Below are 24,373 nucleotides of genomic sequence, written 5' to 3' on the forward strand. Positions count from 1 at the left end.
AACTTTGCGAACGTCCAGGGATGGCGGTCGGGGTCTTCGGCCTGACCGAACGAGACCTGCCCGCCACCGGCATCGACGGGGTCGCGGTATGGCCTGTCATCGGGTCTTCTCCGGCGCGAAAAGGCGCCGGAGCGATAGCTCGCATCCGACGCCATCTCGCTTGGTGGTCGATGAGGCTCAAGGCCACTGAGATGGACGACCTGGTGTTGGTCGATCCGCCCACCTGGGCGCGCCGCTCGGTCGAAAGACGTCGCACGCGCTGTGGTCTGACCCCCGCCCGGCAGTTGCCGGCGTCAGCCGTGCTGGCTGGGGCTGCAGGCCTTGGTGCTGGGGGCGTCACACCCCCGGCGCGCTAGAGCGATCAGCCCTCTTCGCCGTCGATCTTGTCGACTGCGTCCTTGATCGCGTCCGGCACCTTGCCGCCGGTCATCTCATCGACCTTGTCGACGGCTGCCTCGGCGGCGTCCCCGATCTTGTCGCGAGCATCTTCAGCCATGTCCTTGGCCTTGTCGAACAGACCCATGATGGTCCTTTCCGTCGTGGCGCTCTGCGCCTGCCTTCGACAAAGTGTCTACCAGCCCCAGAAGCCGGTGACACCCGCCGAGATCTCGCGCGACCCAAGGTCACCAGACCACCACCCGGTGTGAGTTCGACGCAGGCACTGCATCGACCAGGAGTCACCCTGAGCGTTGTGTCGGCTGTTGGGCAGAGGGGACCAGCCTCGACTTCACGGCCATGAAGTATCGCTCGACACATCGGTGGCTGAGCACGGCGGCCGCCAAGCTGAGGGCGAACTGGATCAACACCAGGTATCGGTATGCCAGCTGTGGGGCTGCGTCTTTCACCAACTCGAACACCGGCACGTGCCACAGGTAGAGCCCATAGGACAGCGAACCAACCCACACGAGCAGCCTGTGGCCAAGCAGCTGGGTCACCGCCGAGCCCGAATCGGAGGCGAGTTGGGCGATCACCAGGGCGCAGCCGAGGATCACCACGGGAAGCCCGGCCACGTAGACCCACCCAGACGAGGTCGACGCGAAGGCGGCGATCGAGGTCAAACCGGCGCCCACCAGCAGCGGCACGTGGCGCCACCGATGGGCCCAGCGAGCCAGGGCGTCTTGCCTGATGCGGGTTGTGATCAAGGCAGTGAGGCACCCGACTAGCAGGGCGTCCGCCCTGGTGTGGAAGGCAAAGTAGACCTGGTCGACATCGTGGGTTGCCAGCCAGGTGATGGCGCGCACCAAGGCCACCGCGCCACTGACGATGGCCAACGACCACATGGCGGCTCGAGCACGCCCCCTGGTCAAGAACCACACCAACACCGGCGGCCACAACAGGTAGAACTGCTCCTCGATGGCCAACGACCACGTATGGCCGAACACTCCGAGACCGCGGTCGACCAGCACGGCGAGATAGTTCGAGAGGTACGCCAAGCTCCATCCCGCCGAGGACAACGAATCCGACCGCAGGGTTCCGCTGGGCCAGAACCACAACACGGCGCACACCAAGGCCACCATCACCACCAGAGCCGGCATCAGGCGAAGCGCGCGCCTCGCATAGAAGCGCTTCAGGTCGATACGGCCCACGCGGTCGTACTCGCCGACCAACAGCGCCGTTATCAAGAAACCAGACAGCACGAAGAACACGTCGACGCCCAGGAATCCGCCCTGCAAGAACGGGAAGTTGGCGTGGTGGAACATGACGGCCAGCACCGCGAGCCCGCGCAACCCGTCCAGCGCGGGCACATAGGACAGCCGCCAGCCACGCGAGTGTTGACCATCATCGAGAGCCGGGCGCAGCGGCCACCGGCGTCCGCCGGTGATGCTTCGCAGCAGGAACGTCAGGTCGGCGCGTGTGCGTTGGTTCTCGACCAGCCACACGACCGAGCAGAACACCAACTCGCCGGCCACCACGGCCCCCACCAGGGCAAACCAGCGATCGGCCTGTTCGTCGCCGAGCGCGGTGCCCAGCCAGCCGCCGACGAGCGACCCGACCGACGCGCCCAGCAGCAGCGCCGCCACGGCGTCGTAGGTTTCGCTCCAGACCCGCACCCCCAAGTCTCGGGCTGCGAGCATCCACAAGGGCACGTAGCTGAGCTGCAATGCCACATAGAACGCCCCGAAGCCGACCAACCCCCAGGTCGAGGTCACCCAGGCGCCGAGGGTCCATGTCGAGACCAGCCACGTCAGTGACAGCCACATGGCCACCCTTGTACGGCCCGCCGCATTGAACGCGTGCAACAGCGGGGCCGAGACGGCGGTCGTTGCCACGGCGGGAACGAACAGCACCAGCAGGTCGGCGCCGGGCAGCCACTTGTCGGAGAAGACCAGGCTGACCATCTCGCCGGGCGCCACCAACACTGCCAACACCACCGGAAAGACGACCAAGACGTTGATCCGCACGGCGCGAGCTGTCAGCAACGCCAGCAGCGTCCGGTCTTCTTGCACCCGAGCAAGACCGGGCAGCACCACGCGGTCCATGGCGCCGACGAGAAGAATCGGCATCAGCACGAGGTTGTACGCCCAGGTGGACTGGCCAAGCGCGGCCAGGCCCAGAACCGACCCGATGAACAGGGGCTGGAACACATCTGTGAGCGCCACGGCCAAGCCCGAAGCCTGAACGGGCGCGCCAACACGAATCAGGCGGCGATAGTGCGCCGACACTCCCCTGGTTGGTTCGCCGCCGCGAGCAGCCCACCACTGGGCGCCGGCACCCACCACTTCCTTGACCCCGACCGCCAGTGCCAGCGCCCCGGCGCCGAAGCCCGCTCTGGCGAGGCACACCACCGTGGCGAAGTAGAGAAACGACTCGACCGACTCGATGACGGCCAGCGCCGCGAACGAGCCGCGCCGCTGCAGCCGCGCCGAAGGGACGGCCCGGGAGAACCGGGCCACCAACGCCACCACGAGTGCTGCAATCCACAGCGCCAGCTCTAGGCGACCCGAGCGCGCCACGATCGACACCGCTACGGCTCCGGCGATTCCCGAGATCACCGACACCGCGCCGAGCAGTCGTTTGGCGGCAGCCCACTCGCCTGGCGGCGGCTCGACGGGTTGGCGCACCAGGGCCACGGTCAGGCCGAGGTCGCCCAAGATCGTCGCCGCGCCGAACACGATCATGTTGAGCGTTGCGAACATGCCGTAGTCGGAGGGCTCCAACCAGCGGGCCAACACGATCGCCGAGATCGCGCTGAGGACCATGCTGGCCAACTGGCGCGCTCCCAGCAGGGCAGCTCCTCGCACCGAGCGAGTGGCCATAGACAGATGGCCCTGTCGATCTGGTGCAGTGCCACCAGGACGCGATCGGCCTGGAGCCTTTGATGGCCAGGCGGCAGAGTCGGTGGCGGTCACGAAACCCCGAGCGTGTCCAGGTCGATCTTTTCGATCTTCACCACCTCGGCGGCGCGCCTGGGTGCAATCGACCCAATCGAGCGATCTCGGTCGGCAAAGCCGTTCAGAACCGTCCACACGACGGGCACACCCGACTTCGAAACCGCCGTCAACGCAACGGCCAGCTGGCGACGCTTGGTGACCTTGCGCCTGGCGACCACCACAACTGCGTCGACCACCCCGGCCAGCACCTGGGCGTCTGCGATCGAGTTGAGGTGGGTGGTGTCGATGATGACCAGATCGCTGTCGGCCTGGAGCGCCCTGAGCACCTCGACGGTCCGGCCGCCGTCGAGAACGCGAGTGACCCCGTCGGGTGTGGCCCCTGCGGGCAGCACTCGCAGCCGACCGGTGGTTCCAGACATGGGTATCTCGATGAGGCACGACCCCAGACCGTGCTCGCCCACCAGCACGGCCGACAGACCGGGCTGCGGATCGATGCCGAACCTCTGATGTAGCCGAGGCTTGCGCAGGTTGGCATCCACCAACACCACACTTCGTCCGCCCCGTGCCATCACCGCGGCCAGCTCGGCGGCGACCACGGTCTTTCCCTCGCGCTGTCTGGGGCTGGTGATCAACAGCGTCTGCACAGGGCTGTGCTCGCTGCGCGCCAGCAACGCGGAACGAATAGATCGATACGCGTCGGCCGTTGGCGACACGGGCCTGGTCATCGACGCGACACCGGCACCCTTGCGTCGCAGGGTTCTGTCACGCGGGGTGGCGCCGAGCACCGCTATACCCACCAGCTCGCGCTCGATCCGTTCGCGGCGGCGCAGCCGGTCGTCCAGATAGTCGGCGACAAAGGCCAGTGCGATACCAGCCACCAAACCGGCAAACACCGAAACCGTCATCTGACGAGCGAACGGGGTGCCGAGCGGGCCAGCCGCATAGGCCACGCCATCCACCAGGTAGGGCCCGGTTCCGAGCAGCGCAGCCTCGAGGTTCACCTCGTCGGCACGTTTTTCGAGCTCGAGGGCCAGGGTCAGCGCAGCCTCGCGCGCCGCGATCAGGCGGGCCAGCTCGGGGTCGGAGCGTCCGCCCTCGATCAACACGCTGGCCTGAAGCGCCTCGTTGGCCGAAGCAGCCGAGGCGAGCAGCCGGTAGAACTCCTCGTCCTGCTCGCGGCCGGCCAGCTCGGCGATGCGCGCATCGAGGATGCTGACGTCCTCCTGGTAGGCAGCGCTGCGTTCGGTGAGGAAGTCGGCCAGGGTGTGCAGTTCGGTCGAAACCTGCTTCTTTCGCACGTCCACATAAGCCTCGGCAAATGCGATCGCCGCATCCTCGGCCAGCCTGGGGTCTGCGCTCTGGACCTTGAACACCAACACGTCGGAGACGCCGGCGGTCTCGACTGCATAGTGCGATATCTGCTTGGACCGTTCGACGCCCAACCGCTCCCAGGCACCCTCCCAAACCGGGTGAGATTGGGCGATCTGGATCTGCGTCTCGATCGTTCTGATCGGGTCGGTGGCCTCGACCCCGGCGACGCCGAACACCCAGTCGCGCGATGCCTCGGTGACGGCTACCTGAGTGCTGGCTTCGTACATGTACGAAACCGCATTGGCACGTCTGACCGTCATTCCGGCCGACAAGGCCACCACGATCAGGATCAACCACCAGCGCTGGGCGACGACCCGAAGGACCACGGCCAGGCCGAGGTCGTATCGATCGTCGTCCGCGATCCCCGCGTTGGCCGGCGAGGCTGTGGTGCTCACTCAAGACAAGTCGGCCGCGCCGACGCCGGGTGAAGCATCGTTCAGGTTTGCCACTTCGCTCGCAACTGCAGTCAGAGGTCAACCCGCCAGGGTTCGCCTGGCCGACCCCTGCAAAGCGCCCCAGCGGGCCACACCTCGAAGCACCAACAGCAAGACCACCAGCCGGATGGCAGCGTTGACGCCCACATAGGCGACGTTGCGCTCGATGCCGACGAGAACATGGCCCAGGTACACCAACGCTCCAACACGGGTCGCCGAACCTGGGTGAAACAGTCGATCGACGCGGCCGACCACGAACCCGAACACCAACAGACCGAGCACCACACCGGTGTCGCCGAAGTTCAGATACAGATCTGCGGGCATGGTGATGGCCTGCGAGGACGAGTTCTCGGGTTGGTCAGGGGCGACAAAGGTGGTCGTGAAGTATCGGCCCAGCGAAAGCGTCGAGAACTCAAGGTCGTACCAGCCGGCCACGACCGGCATCGCCGAGACCGCCGGCTGCCACAACGACTTGCCACCGAGATGGTCGACGTCGGTCGGAACGCGCTCGCGGACCAAGATCAACGATGTCGCCCCACCAAACCTTCGAGACATCCCCTTGCCCACCGAAACAGCCGCGTCCACGAGGTCTCGGTTTGGGTCGGCTACATGGCCCGACTCGTAGTCGTAGGTCGTGAACGGAACGATCGCACCCTTCCACAACGGCACCGGCTCGCCGGCATCCCAGGCGATTCGGTTGCCCTGCACGCCGACAAAGACCGTCAACCCCACAAAGGCCAGCGCCACGATGCGGCGCCGCTCGAGCCGAGCGCCTGCCGCCAGCATTCCAACGGTCAAGGCTGCGATGGGAACGATCGCCGCCTCTTTGAACGAGGTCAGCACGCCGAGCGTCGAGGCCGCCCCGACCAGCAGGTACAGACGGCGCCTCAGGGCCGGCTCGGCGACGCTGCGGTATCCGAGGGCCGCAAACGCCAGCAGATACAGGCTCAGCACGTTCTCGACGAAGCCCGATGCGACGCCGCCGAACACCATTGCGGCTCGGCCCACCACGCCAACGACGGCGAACCACTCGAGCGTGGCCACGCCGAGATCTGGAACGTACTTGCCCGAAGGGCGCCCCGCGCCCGCCAGCGCCGCACCCGCGACCACAGCGGCGAGACCTGCTGTTGTGATCAGCCAGGCCCAGACGAACGTCGAGTCGCCCGCAGCCCTGACCAGCTCGTTCTCGACCCGGTTCGACCGGTCGATTTGGGTGACGGCGATGCGCAGCGTGAAATACACCAGCCACGCACCACAGACGGCCACGCCGAGGGCCAACGAGCGACCTACCACTCTGCGCATGACCACGAACAACAGCACCTGGGCCGCCACCCCCGCGCCGGTGACCAGTGGCAACGACGAGGGCCCCGACCTGGTGGCGATACCCACGAGAACACCGACCACCGCAGCCACCACCGCCAGCAGCGGTGCGGTGCTGTGAGGCCTGTGGCTCAGTCTCCTGGAAGCCCGTTGCAACGACAGCTCGAGCGAACCAGACGACATCAGACCACCCACCGGTAGGCGCGGGGCAATTGCGCGGCCGCAGCCCCCAGTCTTTCGACCGCCCCCACGGAGGCGGCCTCGCGCAGCACCACCAAGGTGTCTTGGGCCACATCCAGCCACGATCGTTGAAGCTGCGCTGCTGACCCCTGACGGCCGAGGTGCCTGCGCAGGGCTTCGTCTCCCAAGAGTCGGCCGAGTGCGCCGGCCAGGCCGGCGGCGTCACCGGCCGCAAAGCGGACCGCGAGGTTGTGTGTCGATTGGGGCAGCGCACCGCTGTCGGCGACCACGGTCGCTGTCCCCACCGCCATCGCTTCGACCGCGGGCAGGCCCCATCCCTCAGCAGTACCCGGAAAGACGAAGATGTCGGCTTCAGCCATCAGAGCCGGCAACTGGTCATCGTCTACATAGCCGGGCAGGTGAAGTCGCTCGGTGTCGGCTCCGAGACCCGCCGCCAGCGACCTGAGATGCTCGGCTTGCGAAGCTTCGACAGCGCCGGCCAGCACCAGCGAAGGGGCACCTTCACCCAGCAGCGCCCATGCGATGACCAGCGTGTCGACCGACTTCTTGGGGTCGAAGCCCCCGCAGTACAAGACGAACGGGTCCTCGATGCCGATCTTCTGACGGGCGGCCGCGCGCATCTCGGCGCTCACACCGGACACAAACCGCCCACCAGCGGCTTCTGGCACCACCGTGATGCGGTCGCGTCGCAGACCCAGTCGCGAGTGCAGCTGCTCGGCGGAATGATTGGACACGGTGATGATCCGGGTAGCGCCCAGCAATGAGGCCACATTGGAGTAACCGAACCGAATGCGATCCCTGCCCGAGGGCCTGGCGACCAAGCGCCGGTTCCACTCGACGGCATCGTGCAGCACCAGAACCGACGGAACTCCGACGAGAGGAAGGCCTCTGTTAGCGGGCGACAGCAACACGTCGGCCTCCAGGTCGGCGACGAGTCGCGGCAAAGCGACCTGTTCGCGCCGCCATTCGCGACCGCCGTCCGGCGCGTGGACCTGCACGTGTTCCTCTTCGACCCGCAGCGTCATAGGTCTGTCCGAAACGGCCACCACGTCGACGCCGCCCAGGTGCGTCAGCCCCTTCAAGAGCTCGGATGTATAGCGAGCGAAGCCCCGCAGCTTGGGGGTGTCGAGGCAGCGGACATCCACCGCAACGCGCAAGTCGTGTGTGGTCGTCATCGAACCCTCGCCGCACTGAGGCGACCGAGCACCGGAGACGACGACATGGCGTGCTGCAACGCCTCGTGCGAGAACATGCTCTGGTGCGCCGCCCGACCCTGCTCGGCCAGATGCGACGCCAGTTGCCGGTCGGCGAGCAACACCGCGGCCGATTCCGCGAACTCGTCGTTGCTGTCTGCGACCAGCAGATGGCGACCGTGCTGCAGGTCGAGACCACAGACCACGGCCGAAGTGGCCACGATCGGCACACCCCAAGCCAAAGCCTCGGCCAACTTCAGCGGTACACCACCTCGCACCGAGATTGGCATGACCACCGCGTCGACGGCCGAGTAGAAGTCGTGCAGATGCTCGACCCGACCCATGTACTCGACGGCGGGGCTCTGCCGACACTTGCCACGCAAATCGGCCGGCAGGTCGGCACCCGCCAGGATCAGCCTGGCACCGGTGCGTCGATGCAGCACAGGAGCGACCTCGTCGATCAGCCGCAGCGCAGCATCGAGGTTGGGTTTGTACGACCAGGTGGCGATCATCCCGACAGCACGGGGGTGATCGGGCCCGTCAGAGCCAGTGCGCTCGCCCGGGGCTGCGACGACGTTTGGCACCACCAAGGGCTTGCTGCCGGGGGCCAGTTCGACGACCCGAGAGGCTTCCGCGGCACTGCTGACCCAGACCTCGTCGGCGGCGGGCAGATAGCGACGCTCGAGTGTGCGACACGCCAGATGGTTGGCCCACAGGCCTACGGCAGAGGCGCCGGCAGCCTCCGATGCCAGCCGATGGCTCACATCGGTCAGCACGTCAGCAGCGTCGACGATCTTCATGACCGTGTGCGGAACCGCCGACAACCAGTGAATCCCCTGCGAAGGCACCACTACCGCATCGGCTGCAAGGCGCTCTATCTCCTCGACGATGCGTTCGCGAGCACCGGCCGCGTCGTAGCGCATCGAGAAGGGATGGACGAATGGCCGTCGCGAGCCGATGCGCTCGACCATCGGCGCCACAAACGGTGCTGCAGCGAACGTCAACTTCGAAGCAGCACGAAGCGCCAAGCCAAGCTCGTGTTGCTCGACACGCTGGCCCGCATGACGGTGGCCGCAGCAAAGCTCGTCGAGAGCGCCGTCGTCGACCGAGTCGACGCTTCGATCGGCGGTCGAGAACCACAGAACACGGCTGTCGACGTCGGCTGTGCGCAACGCGGACAGGACGGAAGCCATCCGCAGATGTAGTCCGGTGTTGGCCGGCAGCGGGAAGTCGAGCAGGACGCTGAGAACTCGGGGACCGCGGTAGGCCGCACCTGCCGTCATCGGTCTACCAGCAGGTCGACTTCGCGTACCGCCTGCTCGAGGCGGTGAGCCAGGGGCTTTGGCTCCCAGCCGAACGCAGCTCGTGTCAGCGTGTCGTCGACGATCTTGTCCTCGATCAGCCTCAGCACCTGGTCGGGCCGAAGTCCTACGACGGACGCGAACCTCGCGCCCGCGCGCAGCGCTGCCAACGGCAACCCCAACGCGGGTGTGCGAACACCGAGCAGTTCGGCGATCGAGCCGATCAACTCTGAGACCGGCAGGGCCTCCGACCCGCCAACCGGGTACACGCCGGCGCCCACCTCCGCCCAAAGATGGGCGGCGACCAGCGAGCAGATGTCGTCGACGTGTATGGGCTGCACCAGCTGCGAACCGTCGCCGGCGAATGTGGGGATGTGCGTCGAGCGCATCGACCGGACGATTCGGGAGATGTTCTCGTCTTGGCCGCCACCGAAGATCATGGTCGGGGCCAACACGGCCGCTCCTCGTCCGACGGCGCGCGCCTGTCTGGCCAGCGCCACCTCGGTACCAGGAGCGGCGGTGTGGGCTGCCAACTGCGCCGACGAGAACACCAGCCACCGCGGACCATCGACGCGATCGACCAGCCAGTCGACGTGGTTGCCAGTCAGCTGTGGCAAGCAGACCACCCGGAAGGGTTCGGCTTCGCCGACCAAGCGATCGAGCGCCGACGCGTCGGCTACGGGCACGGCGCCGGCTACGGTGCGCGACCCGGGCCTGACGGCAGCAACGACCTCGAAGGGCTCGGTTGAGCTGGAGGACAGGAGCTGCAGGTGGCGAACCAGGCGGCGGCCCACGTAGCCGCCGGCGCCCACCACCAAGACTTTCAAGGGCGCGGTCATGAAGCCAACGCCTGTTCGTAGATGTCGTGGATCAGGTCGACGTGACGGTCGAACGAGAACTCCTCGCGCGCCCTTCGAAGCGCTCCCCCAGCGAGGCGATGGCGCAAGGTGTCGTCCTTCAGTGTCTCGATGGCTCTGGCCAGGGCTGTCGTGTCGCCCGGCGCTACGACCAGACCGGTCTGACCGTCGAGGTTCACCCAGTCGGTTCCCGTGCCCAGCCGGGTGCTGATGGCCGGGAGACCGTTCGCCATGGCCTCCGCCATCGACAGCCCAAATGCCTCGGCCCTCGAAACCGACGGCAACACGACCACGTCGTGTTGCCTGTGGGCCGACCTCACCACGTTGTCGTCGCCGTCGTGCACCAACGTCACACGTCCGCAGAGGGCGGGGTCGCTCTGGGTGCGTTGGGTGACCACGTCGCGAAGTGGGCCGTCGCCGTAGACGGTCAGCACGACGTCTTCGACCTCGCGCATGGCGTCGAGCAAGACCTCGATGCCCTTGTAGTAGACGAGCCGCCCGACGAACAGCAGTCTCAGAGGGCCGTCCAGGCGGCGCGGCCGACCTGGCTGTGCGTCGAGCATCCGCGGCGACACTCCATAGGGAGCCAGCCGGACGCGACCCGAGGCCGCCGACAGCTCGGGTGCGTCAACGAGCATCTGGCTGGCCGCAAGCACTGCCCGGGCCCTTCGCATCAGGCGTCGCTGAACGGGCCCGTACACCGGGTCCAGGAACCGTTGCTTGCCCAGCTGCGCATGGAACGACACCACCACAGCCGGGTCGTTTCTGTTGGCGAGCACGCCCAACTCGGCGATGGGGTTGGGGCTGTGCAAATGGACGACATCGGCATCGAGACGCCGTGTTGCCTCGGCGAGCGACCACGACAGCGGCATCGACAACGCCCGGCCAGCCTCGGCGAACCGATGAATGGTCACTCCGTCTGGTCGCTGCTCGGACCGTGTGTGTTTGACACCGGCTACATAGAGATCGACGTCGGCTCCCCTGGCGACACTGGCCGCAGCCAGGTCTGCCATGTATCGCGTGATGCCCGCTGCGACGGGCGGGTTGGCGTCTTTGAATACGTGGGCGATTCGCATCCGTGGGCCGGTCGACCGAACCGCCCTTCAGTCAACATCGAACGATCACTATTGAGTGACTCTTCAAGTGTGAGTCATGGCGGCCGACGGTCCCGACGTGTCATTCGCAACGCAGTTCCCCGGACGTTCACACGACGGGACCGAAACCGAGTCGATGGGTGGTCCGATGGGTATGACCAGCCGGGCGGCCTCACCGTTTCGTCGCGTCCAGGTCTGGACGGTGGACGTCTTGGGTTGGATGGCCGCCGTATCGATCGCGTGGTCGATCGTCCCGTCCGAGGAACAAGTGGCTTCGGTCGTCGAGTTCGCCCTGATCGCTGTTTCGTTGACCGTCGTAGGGCTTGTGACAGGCCTGTACAGAGGCCGATGGAGGCTCGGGTCATTCGACGAGAGCACGGCGCTGATCGCCGTGGGTGTCATCACGGCATGTGCGTTCACCGGTCTGGACGCGCTGGCAGGCTCGACCCCAACCCCGGCTCGCACCGCCATCTGCGGTCTGGGCGGCACGGGCTTGATGGGCTTGTACCGAAGCCTCGTGCGTCGTCGAGATCTCAGAGGTGCCAGGCCGACCTCGCCCGACCTCACCCGTGCGATCGTCTTCGGGGCAGGCACCGGTGGCGAGTTGGCCGTGCGCACCATGCTGCGAGATCCGGCCAGCCCCTACCTTCCGGTCGCAATCCTGGACGACGACCCCAACAAACACCGGATGCGCATCGACGGAGTTCCCGTCATGGGCGGTCGCAACAAACTCGAGCGTGCCGTCGGGGCTACCGACGCCACCATGTTGGTGATTGCGGTGCCGAGCGCCTCGGGCCGACTGATCTCCGAGTTGTTCGACCTGGGCCACTCGTTCGGCCTGGATGTGAAGGTGCTTCCTACGGCAGACGATCTGTTCGGCCGGCGGGTTCGAATCGCCGACATCCGAGAACTCCGCGAATCGGACCTGTTGGGACGCCACCGGATCGAGACAGACGTACGCTCGATCGCCGGCTACATAAGCGGACGCCGAGTGCTCATCACGGGCGCCGGCGGTTCGATCGGAAGTGAGCTGAGCCGCCAGGTCAGCCGCTACGGGCCTTCGAGGCTGTTCCTGCTGGACCGCGACGAGTCGGCTCTGCACGCGGTGCAACTGTCGATTCACGGCAGAGCCCTGCTGGACTCGGACGAGCTGATACTGGCCAACATCCGCGAACGAGACCGCCTCGAGCGGGTATTCGAGGAAACCAAGCCAGACGTCGTGTTCCACGCAGCCGCCCTGAAGCATCTGCCGCTGCTGGAACGGTTCCCGTCCGAGGCCTACCAGACCAACGTCCAGGCGACCGTGCACCTACTAGAGCTCGCCGCCGCTCACGACGTCAGCCACTTCATCAACGTGTCGAGCGACAAGGCGGCCGACCCGATCTCGGTGCTGGGATATACGAAACGAATCTCCGAACGCCTCACCGCCTACACCGACACCATCGGTTCGGGGCGCTACGTCAGCGTTCGATTCGGCAACGTGCTGGGCAGTCGCGGATCGGTGCTGACCGCATTCCACAAGCAGGTTCTGTCTGGCAGGCCGCTCACCGTCACCCACCCCGACGTTGCCCGTTATTTCATGACCGTCGAGGAGGCGGTCGAGTTGGTCATCCAGGCCGGTGCCATCGGCGCCGGCGGTGAGGTTCTGGTGCTGGACATGGGCGAGCCGGTTCGCATAGTCGACGTCGCCCGGCGCCTTGCGGCACAGGCCGGGCGCGAAGCCGAGATCGTCTACACCGGGCTGCGCTTGGGCGAGAAGCTCTGTGAAGACCTGTTCGCGGGCTCCGAGAGCCCGGTCGCCACTCAACATGAGCTGATCAACAGTGCCCGGGTGCCCGAGCTCGCGCCCGAGATGGTGATGGGCCTCAGCCCCAACGCACCCGATGAAACTCTGGTGGCGGCGATGATCACCATGTGTGAGCATCACAACGACTCGGACACGGTGGCAGATCTACGGACCTCGTTGACGTGAGCTGGTACGCCCTCGGGGTCTCGTTTGTGCTGGCGTTGGTGCTGACGCCTCTGGTGATAGCGCTGCTGCGCCGCGCCGAGATCTACGACACGCCCGGCGAACGCAGCTCGCACTCGACGGCCACCCCTCGAGGCGGCGGCGTCGCCGTGGCCATTGCCGGGCTGTCGACGCTTGCGCTGGTCTGGAACGGCGCCGGCGGCCCAGCGATAGCAGTGGCCGTCACGGCCACAGGCTTCGGATTCGTGGGCCTAGCCGACGACCTTTTCGACCTGTCACCAAACCTGAGGCTGGCCATCCAGCTCACCTTCGGTGTGATCTCGTCGGTTCTGCTGCTGAACGCCGCTGGGCTGCCAACCCATCTGATGGTGCTGGCATTCGGCGCAACCGTGTTCTGGTTGATGTCGTTCGTCAACGCGTTCAACTTCATGGACGGCATCAACGGCATGAGTGTGGCCCAGGCGTGCGTAGCCGGGACGGCCTGGACCATCCTGGGTGTTGCGACGGGCGAGCCCTTCCTGGCCACCGCTGGAGCGATCCAGCTGGGCGCAACTCTGGGCTTCGCTCCCTTCAACGTGCCTCGGGCCCGGGTCTTCCTGGGCGATGTCGGGTCGTACTTCCTGGGCGCTTGGATGGCCGCTCTGGCCGTTGTCGGGCTGCGAGCCGGCCTGACGCCCGAAGCGGTTCTGGCGCCAATGGCGCTGTACTTGATCGATACCGGATCCACCCTGATCTGGCGCGTCCGTTCTGGCCACGAATGGCGCCAGCCACACAGGCACCACGTCTACCAACGCCTGACCGACCTGGGCTGGTCCCACTCCAAGACAGCGGCCTTCGCTGCGGCCATCATCGGGCTGTGCGCCCTGCTCGGTGGGTTGTCAGCAACGGCGTCGCTGCCCGCGCGTGTCGTTGCAGACGTCGGGTTGATCCTGGCTGTTGTGGCCTACCTCGACTGGCCCATGGTGCGCCGGGGTGAAGCCAGCACGCCCACCGGCGCCGGCGTCAGTAACTGACCAACGAATGGCCAAGGGCGAAGCCCTCGGCTTCGAGTGTGCAGGCGAGAGATTCGCGCAGCGACTTGGTGCGAAACCCGGGCAGGAGGGTTTCGAGCAGCCGCACCGAAGCCTGAAGGTTGGGCCGATCCGAAGCCCGCACCTTTGCCGGATCGGTGACGATCGACAGGTCACGATCCAGCAACTGACCGATGAAGTGGACGATGTCCTTCGCGTCCCAGCTCACGCCCGTGCCGACGTTGACCAGGAACGAACCCGATGGTCCCGATGCCAGCCCCGCTATCGCGTCGGCCATGTCGTCGGTGTGGATGTAGTCGCGTCTCGTATCGGTGTTGCCCAACGGCAACTCGTCACCGGCCCTGACATAGTCGAGGATGTCGGGAACCAGGTGAGGGTTGGTCTCGAACGGGCCGATGGCGTTGAAGAAACGCATCACGACGGTGTCGGTCTGAGGACACCTGTCGGCGTGAAACCTCATCAGCTTCTCACCCATCAGCTTCGACATCCCGTAGATGTTGTCGGGGTCGGTCTGGTCGCCCTCGAAGTGGGCCACGGGCGCTGGCTTGTAGACATCGGCGGTCGAGGCGAAGAGGATCCGCCTCGGCGTTACCGGCACCAGGGCATCGAGCAGGTTCTGGGTACCGGAGACGTTGACGGCGATGGTGTCGGCAGGATGTGCCTTGCAATACGGGATGAAGTGATGAGCTGCCAGGTGCACCACACATGTCGGACCGATCTCGCAAACGATGCGGCCCGTCGCGTGGGCGTCGCGTAAGTCGACCTCTGCGACCTCCAGCCGCGGGTGGTCGGTCAGGTGGGCGAGTCGATCTCGCGAGCCCACCGAGAAGTTGTCGACGACCACGACCTCGTGCCCGGCCGACAAGAGCCTCTCTACCGTGGGCACGCCGATGAACCCCGCGCCTCCGGTGACCAAGACCTTTTCGTTCACTCTGATTCTCCGTGTTTGTGTGTTGGTCGGCCGGCCCGTGCTCTCGCCGAGCCGATCAGACCGAAACGCTCGTACGCGTCGAGCAGTCGGTCGACGGCCGGCTCTGGCGAGTAGTCGGTTTCGATGGCCAGGCGAGCAGCCGCGCCCAGGGCCTGGCGCTCGCCGGCGCTGCCCATGAGCGAAACGGCGCTGTCGACGAACTCGGCGTCGGTGGTCGCCTGTACGGCCGCCGGCCGGTCGCGGTCGCCCAGGCCCTCGAGCCCTTCGGCGTTGGAGATCACCGGGCGGCCGTAAGCCATTGCTTCCAGCACCTTGACCTTGAAGCCGCTGCCGCGTTCGGGCGGGTACAGCAGCGTCGAGATCGAGGCGAAGAACTCCTCGGGCGAGGCGACCTCACCCATCAATTCGGCACCCTCGTTCGGGAACATGTGCCCCAGGTACCGATCCGACCCCCAACCGGCGACGACCAGACGAGCCTCGGGCATCTGTTCGTGGATCTGGGGCCACAGACGGGTGAGCACCCGCTCGGCCGCAGAACGGCTCGGATACCAGTGCATCGATCCGATGACACCGAACACCAGGCCATCGGGGGCCGGCAGCACCGGATAGAGGTCGGTGTCTATGGCGATCGGCACGACTTGGGTAGTGGTACCCGGCGAGATCGAGGCCACCCGTTCGGCCAGCCTCGAGGTTGCAACCAGCACGCGGGGTGAGCTGCGCAGGATCTGACGGGTGGCCCGCTGCATCTGAAGTCGCACGGAACGAAGCCGAAGGTCCAGGTCTGGGCGACACTCCCAGTCGATGACCTCCAGGTGGTGCAGATATGTGAGCGAGTTCTCGTAGCCCAGCCCAACCCTCGATGCGAACAGATGCTCGAGGTGAACCACGTCCGCGGTCTGGGCCAGATCATCCAGTTGACGGCGTAGTTCGGCGACCCTGGTGTATTCGCCGAACGGACGCCGGATACTGCCGAGCTTGCGGGCGACCTTCGACGCCGAGTCGAGGCGGAGCTCGACGTGAACCAACCGATAGCCCAGCTCGGAAGCCAGTTGCGCGGCCTGGGCGACACGCCCCTCGGGTTCTTCGGTGCACGACAGACAGACCACGTCGTGGCCCCGTCTGGCGAGTTCGGCCAGCACGACGTGGAGCCATCGGGCATCGGCGCCGCCGAACGGCAATGGAAGGGTTGGTGTGACGAGCACTGCGCGCACACCTTCCAAGTCGGCTGGGTTGGGCCCCACTTCAGGGGCCCGGGGCGCTGAAGACGCGCCCGGCGCGGCCGACTGGTCCAGCGTCCTAATAGGGGTGCACCGTCACCGGACCAGGAGGGTTCATGACACCTGTTGGCGTGCAGTTCCTCGTCAACGCCGGACCAGGATCGGCCGCGGGCGAGAGAGCCGAGCGGATCGCTCGAATGGTCGACGGCGATGCGATCGTCACCTACCGCAAAGGCACGCGGCGCGCCGACGCCGTGGCGATGGCCCGCGAGGTGGCAAGGAACGCACCCGAGGTGGTCTATGCGATGGACCTGGCCGTGGCCCCCGTTGCAGCTTGGGCTCTCGACGGCGGGCGTCGCAGGCTGATCGTCGACACCGGCGACGCACCGCTGGCGTTCCTGGAGTTGGTCGGGGCGTCCGCGACACGACGCGTGATGGCCCGCGCCCTCGAATCAGTGGGGTACGGGCGTTCCGATCTCGTCATCGTGCGAGGCCGATATCACGCCGAGCAACTTCATGCGGCAGGGCACCATCACGTCTCCGTGGTGGCCGATGGGGTCGACCTGGACCTGCTGCAGCCCAAGGAAGTGACCGACCTGCGCACCCAGCTGGGCCTCGACCGACGAATGACGGTTGGTGTGCAGGGCAACTTCACCTGGTATCCAAAGCTCGGAGGGGGTCTGGGTTGGGACCTCGTGCAGGCCATCGGGCGTCACGACCTGGACATCGATGCGGTCTTCATCGGCGAGGGCCCCGGCTTGGCACAGCTTCGCCTGATGGCCGAGCGGCTGGGCGTCGGCGACAGAGTCCACATGATGGGACGCGTTGCATACTCACAATTGGCCACCTACCTGTCGTTGTGCGACGTCACCCTGTTGACCCAAACGGATGATCCGTCCAGCTGGGCCCGCACCACCGGCAAGCTGCCGACCTATCTGGCAACCGGCCGCTACGTCGTTGCTACCAGGGTCGGAACCGCAGTCGACCTGCTCGAGCCCGAGCACCTGCTGGACTATCGCGGCCACTGGGACACGACCTACCCCGACCGGCTGGCCCGCAAGCTGGGCGAACTCGCCCACGACCGCGACCGTACGATCGCCCGCGGGCTTGCGCTGCGTTCGCTTGCCGAGTCCTTCGACTACGACCGCATCGCCAGATCCTGCGCCTCGGAGATCGCTCGTGTGTGCGAACGCAGCGCAGGTTCGCCTGCCCGGCTGACATTAGGAGCAGGCCTGTGACACGCACGTTCAGTGGCATCGCCGCAGAATCGCGCGGCGGAATACTGCTGGTGGGCGAAGATGCTCCGGGCGCCCTGTTGTCGAGCCTGCGACCGGGCATCGAAGCCGCCGCCCCCACAACCGTTCTGAACCCATTGGCCGCAGCCCGCGAGCTGATCGGGGTTCAGCGCTTCGGCGCCGCCGTGAGACGGCGACTGATCGCCCGCCACGCAGGCGAGCGCCTCATCGAGGCCGTGCAACAGCTGCGCCCCGACGCCGTGGTGCTGATAAAGGGTCGAGCAATAGATGCCGACGCCATCGATCGCGTGCGTTCGCTTGGCACACGGGTGCTTTGTTACTACCCCGACAACCCGGCCTGGCGCGGCGCCGACAGTGGTGCACGCGAGCGCCTGATCGCCTGCGACACGGCGGTGCTGTGGTCGGCACGGCAGGCCGACCTGCTGACCGCCGAAGCCAGAAACGTCGCCGTCTTGCCGTTCGGCTACGACGCAAACTGGTTTCCTCTTGCCAGCCCAGGCGGAGACCGGTCTGGCATCGCCTTTCTGGGCACGTGGTCGCCTCGCCGCGAACGCTTCCTGTCCGCCCTCGAAGGACTGCCACTGACCATCGCCGGAACCGGCTGGCGCGACAACAGCAGCCTGGGCGGTGGCGACCCGATCGTGGAAGACGATGCCGGTGCGGTTCTGCGTTCTGCGGCCATCGGTATCAACCTGCTGCACCCTCAGTGCGCCGGGGCGCACAACATGCGCACACGGGAGATCTCGGCGTGCGGAGCCCTGCAGATAACCGAGCCCGGAACCGACGGAACACCACTGCTGGACGGCGAGAGCTGTCTGTGGTTCCGGTCGCCTGCCGAGCTGCGGGCCACTGTCGAGGCCGCGTTGAACGACCCGGTCGGCACGTCCGAGATTGCGCGCAAGGCCCAGTTCGCGATAGCCGAGGACACCTACGTCGCACGCGGGCGCGACCTGGCGGCGCTGGCCGGGGCGATCTGACATGGCGTGGGCCGCGACCGGTGTAGGCATGGCTCCTGGTGAGTTGTTGGCTTCGGTGGTCGCCGATATTCCCGACGGCTACGAGGTGACAGCCAGATCACAAGACTGGGGTTCGTGGCTGGTGGCCGAGATGCCCAACAGCGACAGAACTACTTGGGCCCGCCGCGGTCGCTGGCTTGCGATAGGCGAACCCAACGCAACCCCCTGGCCCGATCCCTACGACCTGGCCCCGCTGTCGGCGGTGATCGATCGTGCTGAACGATTCGGTGGCTACGCAGCAACCCTGTTCTCGGGTCCGCTCGCCCTGATCGACCTGATCGACGGCAGTTGGCATTGTGCCCTCAACGGACTGCTGGCTGAGGGTCCCCACCTCGGCGACTTTCGCGTCTCGACCCTTTCTGCCCGCAGACGCAACCCCGCGGCTGTGGCCGACCCGATCGCCGATCCGGTGCCAGGGTTCAGCTATGCGCGCCTGGTTGCCGAGGTCGACTCACACCTGCCGGCTCTGGAACGGCGGGTCGGCCTGGGCGACCCCACGGCCCCGGGCCACACCGACCTCGGCGGCCGAGACTGGGCGCTCGACATATACCCGTGGGGACCGCGGGCGCTGATATCGAGGCCGTCCAATCTGGCCGAAGTGTTGGCAGACCCAGCCCTGCTGGACGAGGCTCGGCGTCGGGTGGTGCCCGAACTGGTGTGGAGGGCCGAGCGGCGCGGGAAGACCCTCGTAGCCCCCTACCTCGAGCGGGTGGTGCTGGACCAGATCGGCTTCGGCCGCGTCAGGGCAGCGTCGTGAACCTGCGGACAGGCAACTACCGCGAGGGCAGACCCCGGGCAGTGAAGCCGCGGGCTCTGCTGCTCAGCCTCGACTACGCACCACAGACCGGCGGCCAGCCCAGGCTGATAACGGCCATAGTCGAGGCCACCGCCGACATGGTCGACTGGAAGGTCATAACCGCCGCACCTGGCGCACCCGACGAGCGCGTTGTGCGCGCCGGCGGCATGCGCTCCATGGTGACCCAGACACTGAGGGCCAGGCGCTGGCTCGATGCCGCAGACGACCGCCTGGTGGTCAGCGCCCACGCCTATCTGGGCCCACTCGCCCATGTGGTCGGCCTGCTCTCGAAGGCTCCTGTGAGCACCCTTTGCTACGGGCGCGAGCTGGTACCGGCGAACCTGGCCCACCGGCTGGCTTTGTCGACCCTGCGCTTGGACCACAAGGTGGTGACCATCAGTCGGCACAGCCAGGACGTGGTGCGAGGACTCGGAGTGAAGCCCCAACACAGCGCCTGGGTGGGGTGCGAACTGAAGCCCAGGTTCACCCGACCCGGCGACCCTTCGCCACGCACACAAGCCGGCCTGCACGCCGTGGCCGTGACCCGGCTCTGCGAGGGATACAAGAACCTCGAGGTCACCCTGCGAGCGGTGGCGTTGCTGGTGGCCGACGGCACCGTCGAGCACTACACGATCGTCGGCGACGGCCCCAGGCGGGCCTCGCTTCAGCGCAGGATCGATCGCCTCGGGCTCGGCGAACACGTCACCCTGGCCGGGAGACTCGACGACCGACAGCTGGGCGACCTGCTGCAGACGGCACATGTCGGTCTGTTCCCCAGCCGAGTCTCGAGGGCAGAGGGCGGCTTCGAAGGCTTCGGCATAGTGGTTCAAGAGTTCGCCGCGGCGGGCTTGCCGGTGATCGTCGGTGATGTCGGCGGAGCGGGCGATGCCGCCAGGACCGAGTGGGCCAAACTGGTCCAGCCGGACGACCTGGCGGCCTGGGTGGACGCTCTGGATGAACTAGCCCGCGACGAGCCCCTGCGCATGTCGATGGCGCAGGCCGCCCACCGCTTTGGCCAGACCCTCGACACCGCAACCACCGCCCGCTCGTTTCTGGACGCCCTGCGAGGTGTTCCAGCGCCCACACCGATCAGCCGCCGAAACCTGCTGGGGGTGAACTGATGTGCGGCTTGGCCGGAGCGCTCGGGCCCGATGCGCCAGACAGGGCGCAACGGGCGATGCAACGCTTGCTGCACAGAGGCCCCGACGGCTCGGGGATGTGGTCGTCGGGCCAGGTGGCGATGGCGCACACGCGGCTTGCGATCATCGACCCGACCCCAGCATCTTCGCAGCCGTTCCAGCGCGACTCGCTGGTCGTCACATACAACGGCGAGATCTACAACCACCTCGAGCTGAAGCGCCAGTTGGCGGCCACGGGATCGCGGTTCGAAACCGCAGGAGACACCGAGGTGTTGGTCGAGGTGCTGTTGCGCATGGGCACGCCGGGCCTGTCGCGCCTCAGGGGCATGTTCGCCGCCGCCATCTGGGATCGATCCGATAGCAGCCTGATGTTGGTTCGCGACAGCGACGGCATCAAGCCGCTGTACTGGCGCACCTCGGGCACGGTCGTCGAGTGGGCATCGGAAGCCCGGGTGCTGGCAGACGACGAGCCCCATCTGCTTCGGGGGCGCGCGGTGCGCGAGTTTCTCCGCTTCGGCGCTCCGGTTTCCGAGCCGATCTTCGAACACGTGAACGAGGTGCCGCCGGGATCGGTGGTGAGGTTCGATCGGTCGGGGGTGACGGTCAGACCCTTCGCCGCTACCGACTCGACCTCACCCGACTGGGACTCGGCAGGCGTAGCCGGCCTCGACCCGGTCCGCACGCTCGGTAGGTCCATAGCCGAACACGCAAGATCCGACCGGCCGGTGGCGCTGTTCCTCAGTGGCGGATTCGACTCGGCCGCTCTGCTTCGGGGGCTTCGCGACGCTGGTGTGTCGCCTTTGGGCCTGACGCTGGCTACGTCCGACAACCGGGAAGACGTGGCCAGGGCCAAACGGACGGCGGCCAACTATGGGATCGAGCACGAGATAGTCGAGGTCGACGACACAACAATCGTCGACGAGACCAACGAGTTCTGGCAGGGCCTCGACCAGCCGGGAATCGATGGCTTCAACACACACCTGATCTCGCGCGCAGCTGCACAGCGAGGCTTTCCCGTGGCACTCAGTGGTTTGGGGGCCGACGAGATATTGGGTGGCTACCGCTACTACAGAACCGAACCGGCCATGGGGCTTGCCGAGCGTGTGATCGGCCCGATTCCGCCCAGCCTGCGCAAGCGAGCAGCCGCCGTTGCGTCGCGCTTGTCTGGCCGGCCCGAGGCCAGGCTTGCCGCGGCCATGGGAGCCAAGGGCGTCACGGAACGACACATGGCTTTTCGCACGCTGTTCGACGCCGAAGAGGTAACCCGATTGACCGGCTGCGCCCCTTCGGTGTCGGTCCGCTGGGACGGGTCCGGCGACGCGGCGGCCGGCCAGTTCGCCGCTCTGGATACTGCGACCTATCTGCGCCCGACGCTGCTGCGAGACGCGGACATCCACTCGATGCGCCACGGCGTAGAACTGCGGGTGCCGTTCGTCGATCGCCACGTGAAAGCAGCGGTTGGTGGCCGGTCTCGGGCGCTGACCAAGGCCGAACTGGCCCGAGCATGGGGAGACCGGTTCCTCGAAGCCAAGGCGACCGAGCCCAAACTGACCTTCCGTCTACCCTGGAATCGCTGGATGCCTGCCATCCTCGACGCCCACAAGGACCTGCTGTTGGCGCCACAACCATGGCGCGGGCTGATCGACCCGGTCGAGGCAGACGCGATCTTGAACCACGACCGCAGAGGTCGCGGAGAGCCATTGAGGGCTTGGGCGCTGCTGGTGCTGGCCGCTTGGATCGACCAACGACAGGCCGCCCAAACCGAGCCGCTCGACAGATCGCCTGGCCGGACCCCGAAGGAGGTACGCGCATGAGGATCATGTTCGTCAGCCCGGGCGGGCACGCTCAGGGTGGCGCCGAACGAAGCCTCGCACTGTTGATGGCAGGACTGCTCGAACGCGGGCACGAGGTGCATGTAGCCGTCATGGAGACAGGCGATGCATCGACCGCATTTCGAGAGGTCGGTGCCACGGTCGCCGGCATCGCCGGTGAGGGCACCCCCTGGGGCCGCCGTCACGGATCGGCGCCGCAGATGTTGGCCTCGACCCTCGTCGGCGCACCGGACCTGGTACGAACCGTGGGTCGTCTCCGCCAGATGATCGCCCGCTCCCGACCAGACGTCGTCCACTCGAACGGTTTCCGGAGCCATGTGCTGTCTCCGCTGTTGGGCGCCGGGCCGGCTCCGATCGTTTGGAGTCTCAGAGACAGAGCCCCCAGCAGGTGGCAGCGGCAGGTGCTGCAACACGCCAGCCGCAGCGCGGCCGCGGTCGCAGCCAACTCGACCTTCACCGCAGACCAGCTACATCACCCCTCGGTGCGCGTCATCTCGAACCCCATCGAATCGGCGACCGTTCCCGACAAGTCGACCGCCCAGGCCAGCCTGGGTCTTGCGGACGATCGTCATGTGGTCGCAGTTCTGGCACATCTGCATCCGTCGAAAGGGCACGACATCGCCATCGACGCTCTCGCCGGGTGGAATCCAAACGAACGGCCCCTGCTCTTGCTGGCGGGCGGCGACCTGTACGCCGACTCGGCCCGATATCGATCCGAGTTGCAGGCCCGGGCCACCTCGGCAGGGCTCGACGAAGACGTGCGCTTCCTCGGAGCCGTCGACGATATTGGCACCGTGTTGGCCGCGGCGGATGTGGTGGTGCACCCGTGCCGCTACCCCGAGGGGTTCGGCAGGGTCGTGCCCGAAGCTCAAGCGGCTGGAGTGCCTGTGGTAGCGACGGCTCTGGGCGGGGTGCTCGACCTGATCTCCCACGACGAGAACGGCCTTCTGGTGCCTGCTGGCTCGGCGCAAGCTCTGCGCGACGCCATCGACAGCGCCATGTGGCCTGGAGAACGTCGAACCCGCCTGATCGAAATGGGCCGCCTGAGCGCCGCACGTTTCGCGCCGGCGCGCCATGTCGACGCTATGGAGCGCCTGTACCGCGAGGTGTGCGGACACGTCGATCAACCGGCGAGGGCGTCGCTGCAACCGGTCGGCTCGCGCGCCGGGTCAACGCCGGGGCTTGCCGATGACACTGACGAGGTTGGTCAGCAGATCACGCTCTGAGTGTGACCGCCTGAGCCGGTTCCACTCGTCGGGATGGTTCTGGCGAAAACCCAGGCCCTTTCGACTGGCGACCACGCCCAGACGTTCGATCTCGAAGTGCCGTTCGATGTGGTCGATGTACTCGTCGAATCGCAGGCGATTGAAGAGGCCGGCCTCGAGCCAATGTTCCCAGCCGCCACCAACCCGGCGGGCGGCCTCCAGATACGAGGCGTCGTCGACCAGCAGGTGGTCGTAGCCCAATTGGCCGACGTGCGGGCCGCCATACGTGCTCCAGAGCGGCCCGAAGTAGGCGAAGAATCGACCCGAGTCGGTCAGCACCCTGTTGCATTCGGACAAGAACGAGTCGAGGTCGACCACATGCTCCAGAACCGACTGGCTGAACACCAGGTCGACGCTGGTGTCGGCCACGGCCAGGTTCGCACCATCCGACAGTGCGAAGCTGGCCTTCAGACCCTCGTCGGCCGCCCTGGTCTTGACCTCCGCCCAGGCGTCTGGGTAGGCGAACAGGTCCATGCCGACGACGTGGTATGCCCCTCGATCCAGCCAGTAGTCGCCGATCTCGGGACCCTCTCCGCACCCCAGCACCAGCACCGTCGCCCCTTCGAGGTGACCTCCCCGCTCGAGGCGCCTGAGGCCGTCGTCTGGCCCCAGCCCTGCACCCGTGAGGCTGAAGTCATCCAGGGCGACGTCGTCGAGCCATGGCGCGATCCGCTGCCGAACCGCCCGCTGCGAACAGACCCATCGATATGCAGGGCCTGCGGCCCGCGCGACGGTCGTCGCCACGGGAAGTTCGCGCTCGAACACGCTGTCGAGAATCGTGGAGCCCACACACCTCCATCGGATGCCACCGCTGCGAA

Annotated in this window: 20 protein-coding genes; 9 read left to right on the forward strand and 11 right to left on the reverse strand. The window is 66.7% G+C overall.

What is annotated here, in order from left to right:
- Positions 1 to 20: 20 nt before the first annotated feature.
- On the forward strand, positions 21 to 356 hold the full coding sequence (locus R2770_09420; protein MEZ5280682.1) for a hypothetical protein: 336 nt from the start codon (positions 21 to 23) through the stop codon (positions 354 to 356).
- A gap of 5 nt (positions 357 to 361) precedes the next feature.
- Here the strand turns inward: R2770_09420 and R2770_09425 are convergent, their stop codons facing one another.
- From R2770_09425 to R2770_09460, 8 genes are all read right to left on the reverse strand, one after another.
- On the reverse strand, positions 362 to 523 hold the full coding sequence (locus R2770_09425) for an antitoxin (protein ID MEZ5280683.1): 162 nt from the start codon (positions 521 to 523) through the stop codon (positions 362 to 364).
- 154 nt (positions 524 to 677) lie between these two features.
- Positions 678 to 3,257, reverse strand: a complete 2,580-nt coding sequence (locus R2770_09430; protein ID MEZ5280684.1) for an oligosaccharide flippase family protein — start codon at positions 3,255 to 3,257, stop codon at positions 678 to 680.
- A gap of 89 nt (positions 3,258 to 3,346) precedes the next feature.
- Positions 3,347 to 5,098: a hypothetical protein gene (locus tag R2770_09435; GenBank protein MEZ5280685.1), complete on the reverse strand. Its 1,752-nt coding sequence runs from the start codon at positions 5,096 to 5,098 to the stop codon at positions 3,347 to 3,349.
- A gap of 78 nt (positions 5,099 to 5,176) precedes the next feature.
- Positions 5,177 to 6,640 carry a hypothetical protein gene (locus tag R2770_09440; protein MEZ5280686.1) on the reverse strand — a complete coding sequence of 488 codons (1,464 nt, stop codon included), beginning with the start codon at positions 6,638 to 6,640 and terminating at the stop codon, positions 5,177 to 5,179.
- Complete coding sequence (locus R2770_09445) at positions 6,640 to 7,833, reverse strand: glycosyltransferase family 1 protein (GenBank protein MEZ5280687.1); 1,194 nt, start codon at positions 7,831 to 7,833, stop codon at positions 6,640 to 6,642. Before R2770_09445 ends, R2770_09440 begins: the two co-directional genes overlap by 1 nt.
- Positions 7,830 to 9,134, reverse strand: coding sequence for a glycosyltransferase (locus R2770_09450; GenBank protein ID MEZ5280688.1), 1,305 nt, complete (start codon positions 9,132 to 9,134; stop codon positions 7,830 to 7,832). Before R2770_09450 ends, R2770_09445 begins: the two co-directional genes overlap by 4 nt.
- On the reverse strand, positions 9,131 to 9,991 hold the full coding sequence (locus R2770_09455; GenBank protein MEZ5280689.1) for a hypothetical protein: 861 nt from the start codon (positions 9,989 to 9,991) through the stop codon (positions 9,131 to 9,133). Before R2770_09455 ends, R2770_09450 begins: the two co-directional genes overlap by 4 nt.
- On the reverse strand, positions 9,988 to 11,085 hold the full coding sequence (locus R2770_09460) for a glycosyltransferase (protein MEZ5280690.1): 1,098 nt from the start codon (positions 11,083 to 11,085) through the stop codon (positions 9,988 to 9,990). Before R2770_09460 ends, R2770_09455 begins: the two co-directional genes overlap by 4 nt.
- Before the next feature lie 97 nt (positions 11,086 to 11,182).
- On the opposite strand from R2770_09460, the gene R2770_09465 reads away from it, so the two are divergent.
- Together R2770_09465 and R2770_09470 are read left to right on the forward strand one after the other, a co-directional pair.
- Positions 11,183 to 13,075: a polysaccharide biosynthesis protein gene (locus R2770_09465; GenBank protein MEZ5280691.1), complete on the forward strand. Its 1,893-nt coding sequence runs from the start codon at positions 11,183 to 11,185 to the stop codon at positions 13,073 to 13,075.
- Positions 13,072 to 14,085, forward strand: coding sequence for a glycosyltransferase family 4 protein (locus tag R2770_09470; protein ID MEZ5280692.1), 1,014 nt, complete (start codon positions 13,072 to 13,074; stop codon positions 14,083 to 14,085). Before R2770_09465 ends, R2770_09470 begins: the two co-directional genes overlap by 4 nt.
- Here the strand turns inward: R2770_09470 and R2770_09475 are convergent.
- Both R2770_09475 and R2770_09480 read right to left on the reverse strand, forming a co-directional pair.
- The gene (locus R2770_09475) at positions 14,075 to 15,034 is read right to left on the reverse strand and encodes an NAD-dependent epimerase/dehydratase family protein (protein ID MEZ5280693.1); all 960 of its coding nucleotides are present in this window, start codon (positions 15,032 to 15,034) and stop codon (positions 14,075 to 14,077) included. The two genes, R2770_09470 and R2770_09475, sit on opposite strands and share 11 nt — an antisense overlap.
- Positions 15,031 to 16,236, reverse strand: a complete 1,206-nt coding sequence (locus R2770_09480; protein MEZ5280694.1) for a glycosyltransferase family 4 protein — start codon at positions 16,234 to 16,236, stop codon at positions 15,031 to 15,033. Before R2770_09480 ends, R2770_09475 begins: the two co-directional genes overlap by 4 nt.
- A 131-nt stretch (positions 16,237 to 16,367) precedes the next feature.
- Here R2770_09480 and R2770_09485 point away from each other — a divergent pair, with 131 nt between their 5' ends.
- From R2770_09485 to R2770_09510, 6 genes are read left to right on the forward strand one after another with little or no spacing between them, the layout of a single operon-like run.
- On the forward strand, positions 16,368 to 17,489 hold the full coding sequence (locus tag R2770_09485; GenBank protein MEZ5280695.1) for a glycosyltransferase: 1,122 nt from the start codon (positions 16,368 to 16,370) through the stop codon (positions 17,487 to 17,489).
- Entirely contained in the window at positions 17,486 to 18,484 is a 999-nt protein-coding gene (locus R2770_09490) for a glycosyltransferase (GenBank protein ID MEZ5280696.1), read from the forward strand. The genes R2770_09485 and R2770_09490 overlap by 4 nt, the downstream gene beginning before the upstream one ends.
- A gap of 28 nt (positions 18,485 to 18,512) precedes the next feature.
- Complete coding sequence (locus tag R2770_09495; GenBank protein MEZ5280697.1) at positions 18,513 to 19,280, forward strand: hypothetical protein; 768 nt, start codon at positions 18,513 to 18,515, stop codon at positions 19,278 to 19,280.
- Positions 19,277 to 20,440, forward strand: a complete 1,164-nt coding sequence (locus R2770_09500; GenBank protein ID MEZ5280698.1) for a glycosyltransferase family 4 protein — start codon at positions 19,277 to 19,279, stop codon at positions 20,438 to 20,440. Before R2770_09495 ends, R2770_09500 begins: the two co-directional genes overlap by 4 nt.
- Positions 20,440 to 22,272 (forward strand): asparagine synthase (glutamine-hydrolyzing), encoded by a 1,833-nt coding sequence (asnB, locus tag R2770_09505; protein ID MEZ5280699.1) that lies wholly within the window; start codon positions 20,440 to 20,442, stop codon positions 22,270 to 22,272. The genes R2770_09500 and asnB overlap by 1 nt, the downstream gene beginning before the upstream one ends.
- Positions 22,269 to 23,516: a glycosyltransferase family 4 protein gene (locus R2770_09510; GenBank protein MEZ5280700.1), complete on the forward strand. Its 1,248-nt coding sequence runs from the start codon at positions 22,269 to 22,271 to the stop codon at positions 23,514 to 23,516. Before asnB ends, R2770_09510 begins: the two co-directional genes overlap by 4 nt.
- Here R2770_09510 and R2770_09515 read toward each other — a convergent pair.
- Positions 23,460 to 24,344 carry a class I SAM-dependent methyltransferase gene (locus R2770_09515; protein ID MEZ5280701.1) on the reverse strand — a complete coding sequence of 295 codons (885 nt, stop codon included), beginning with the start codon at positions 24,342 to 24,344 and terminating at the stop codon, positions 23,460 to 23,462. The two genes, R2770_09510 and R2770_09515, sit on opposite strands and share 57 nt — an antisense overlap.
- Positions 24,345 to 24,373: the final 29 nt, after the last annotated feature.

The organism is Acidimicrobiales bacterium, assembly GCA_041394185.1.
Lineage (GTDB): Bacteria > Actinomycetota > Acidimicrobiia > Acidimicrobiales > Poriferisodalaceae > JAAETH01.

Excerpts from the sequence above, each read along its gene's own strand:
- R2770_09420 (MEZ5280682.1), top strand. The coding sequence starts at position 21 with ATGGCGGTCGGGGTCTTCGGCCTGACCGAACGAGACCTGCCCGCCACC.
- R2770_09425 (MEZ5280683.1), bottom strand. The coding sequence starts at position 523 with ATGGGTCTGTTCGACAAGGCCAAGGACATGGCTGAAGATGCTCGCGAC.
- R2770_09430 (MEZ5280684.1), bottom strand. The coding sequence starts at position 3,257 with ATGGCCACTCGCTCGGTGCGAGGAGCTGCCCTGCTGGGAGCGCGCCAG.
- R2770_09440 (MEZ5280686.1), bottom strand. The coding sequence starts at position 6,640 with ATGTCGTCTGGTTCGCTCGAGCTGTCGTTGCAACGGGCTTCCAGGAGA.
- R2770_09445 (MEZ5280687.1), bottom strand. The coding sequence starts at position 7,833 with ATGACGACCACACACGACTTGCGCGTTGCGGTGGATGTCCGCTGCCTC.
- R2770_09450 (MEZ5280688.1), bottom strand. The coding sequence starts at position 9,134 with ATGACGGCAGGTGCGGCCTACCGCGGTCCCCGAGTTCTCAGCGTCCTG.
- R2770_09455 (MEZ5280689.1), bottom strand. The coding sequence starts at position 9,991 with ATGACCGCGCCCTTGAAAGTCTTGGTGGTGGGCGCCGGCGGCTACGTG.
- R2770_09460 (MEZ5280690.1), bottom strand. The coding sequence starts at position 11,085 with ATGCGAATCGCCCACGTATTCAAAGACGCCAACCCGCCCGTCGCAGCG.
- R2770_09485 (MEZ5280695.1), top strand. The coding sequence starts at position 16,368 with ATGACACCTGTTGGCGTGCAGTTCCTCGTCAACGCCGGACCAGGATCG.
- R2770_09495 (MEZ5280697.1), top strand. The coding sequence starts at position 18,513 with ATGGCTCCTGGTGAGTTGTTGGCTTCGGTGGTCGCCGATATTCCCGAC.
- asnB (MEZ5280699.1), top strand. The coding sequence starts at position 20,440 with ATGTGCGGCTTGGCCGGAGCGCTCGGGCCCGATGCGCCAGACAGGGCG.
- R2770_09510 (MEZ5280700.1), top strand. The coding sequence starts at position 22,269 with ATGAGGATCATGTTCGTCAGCCCGGGCGGGCACGCTCAGGGTGGCGCC.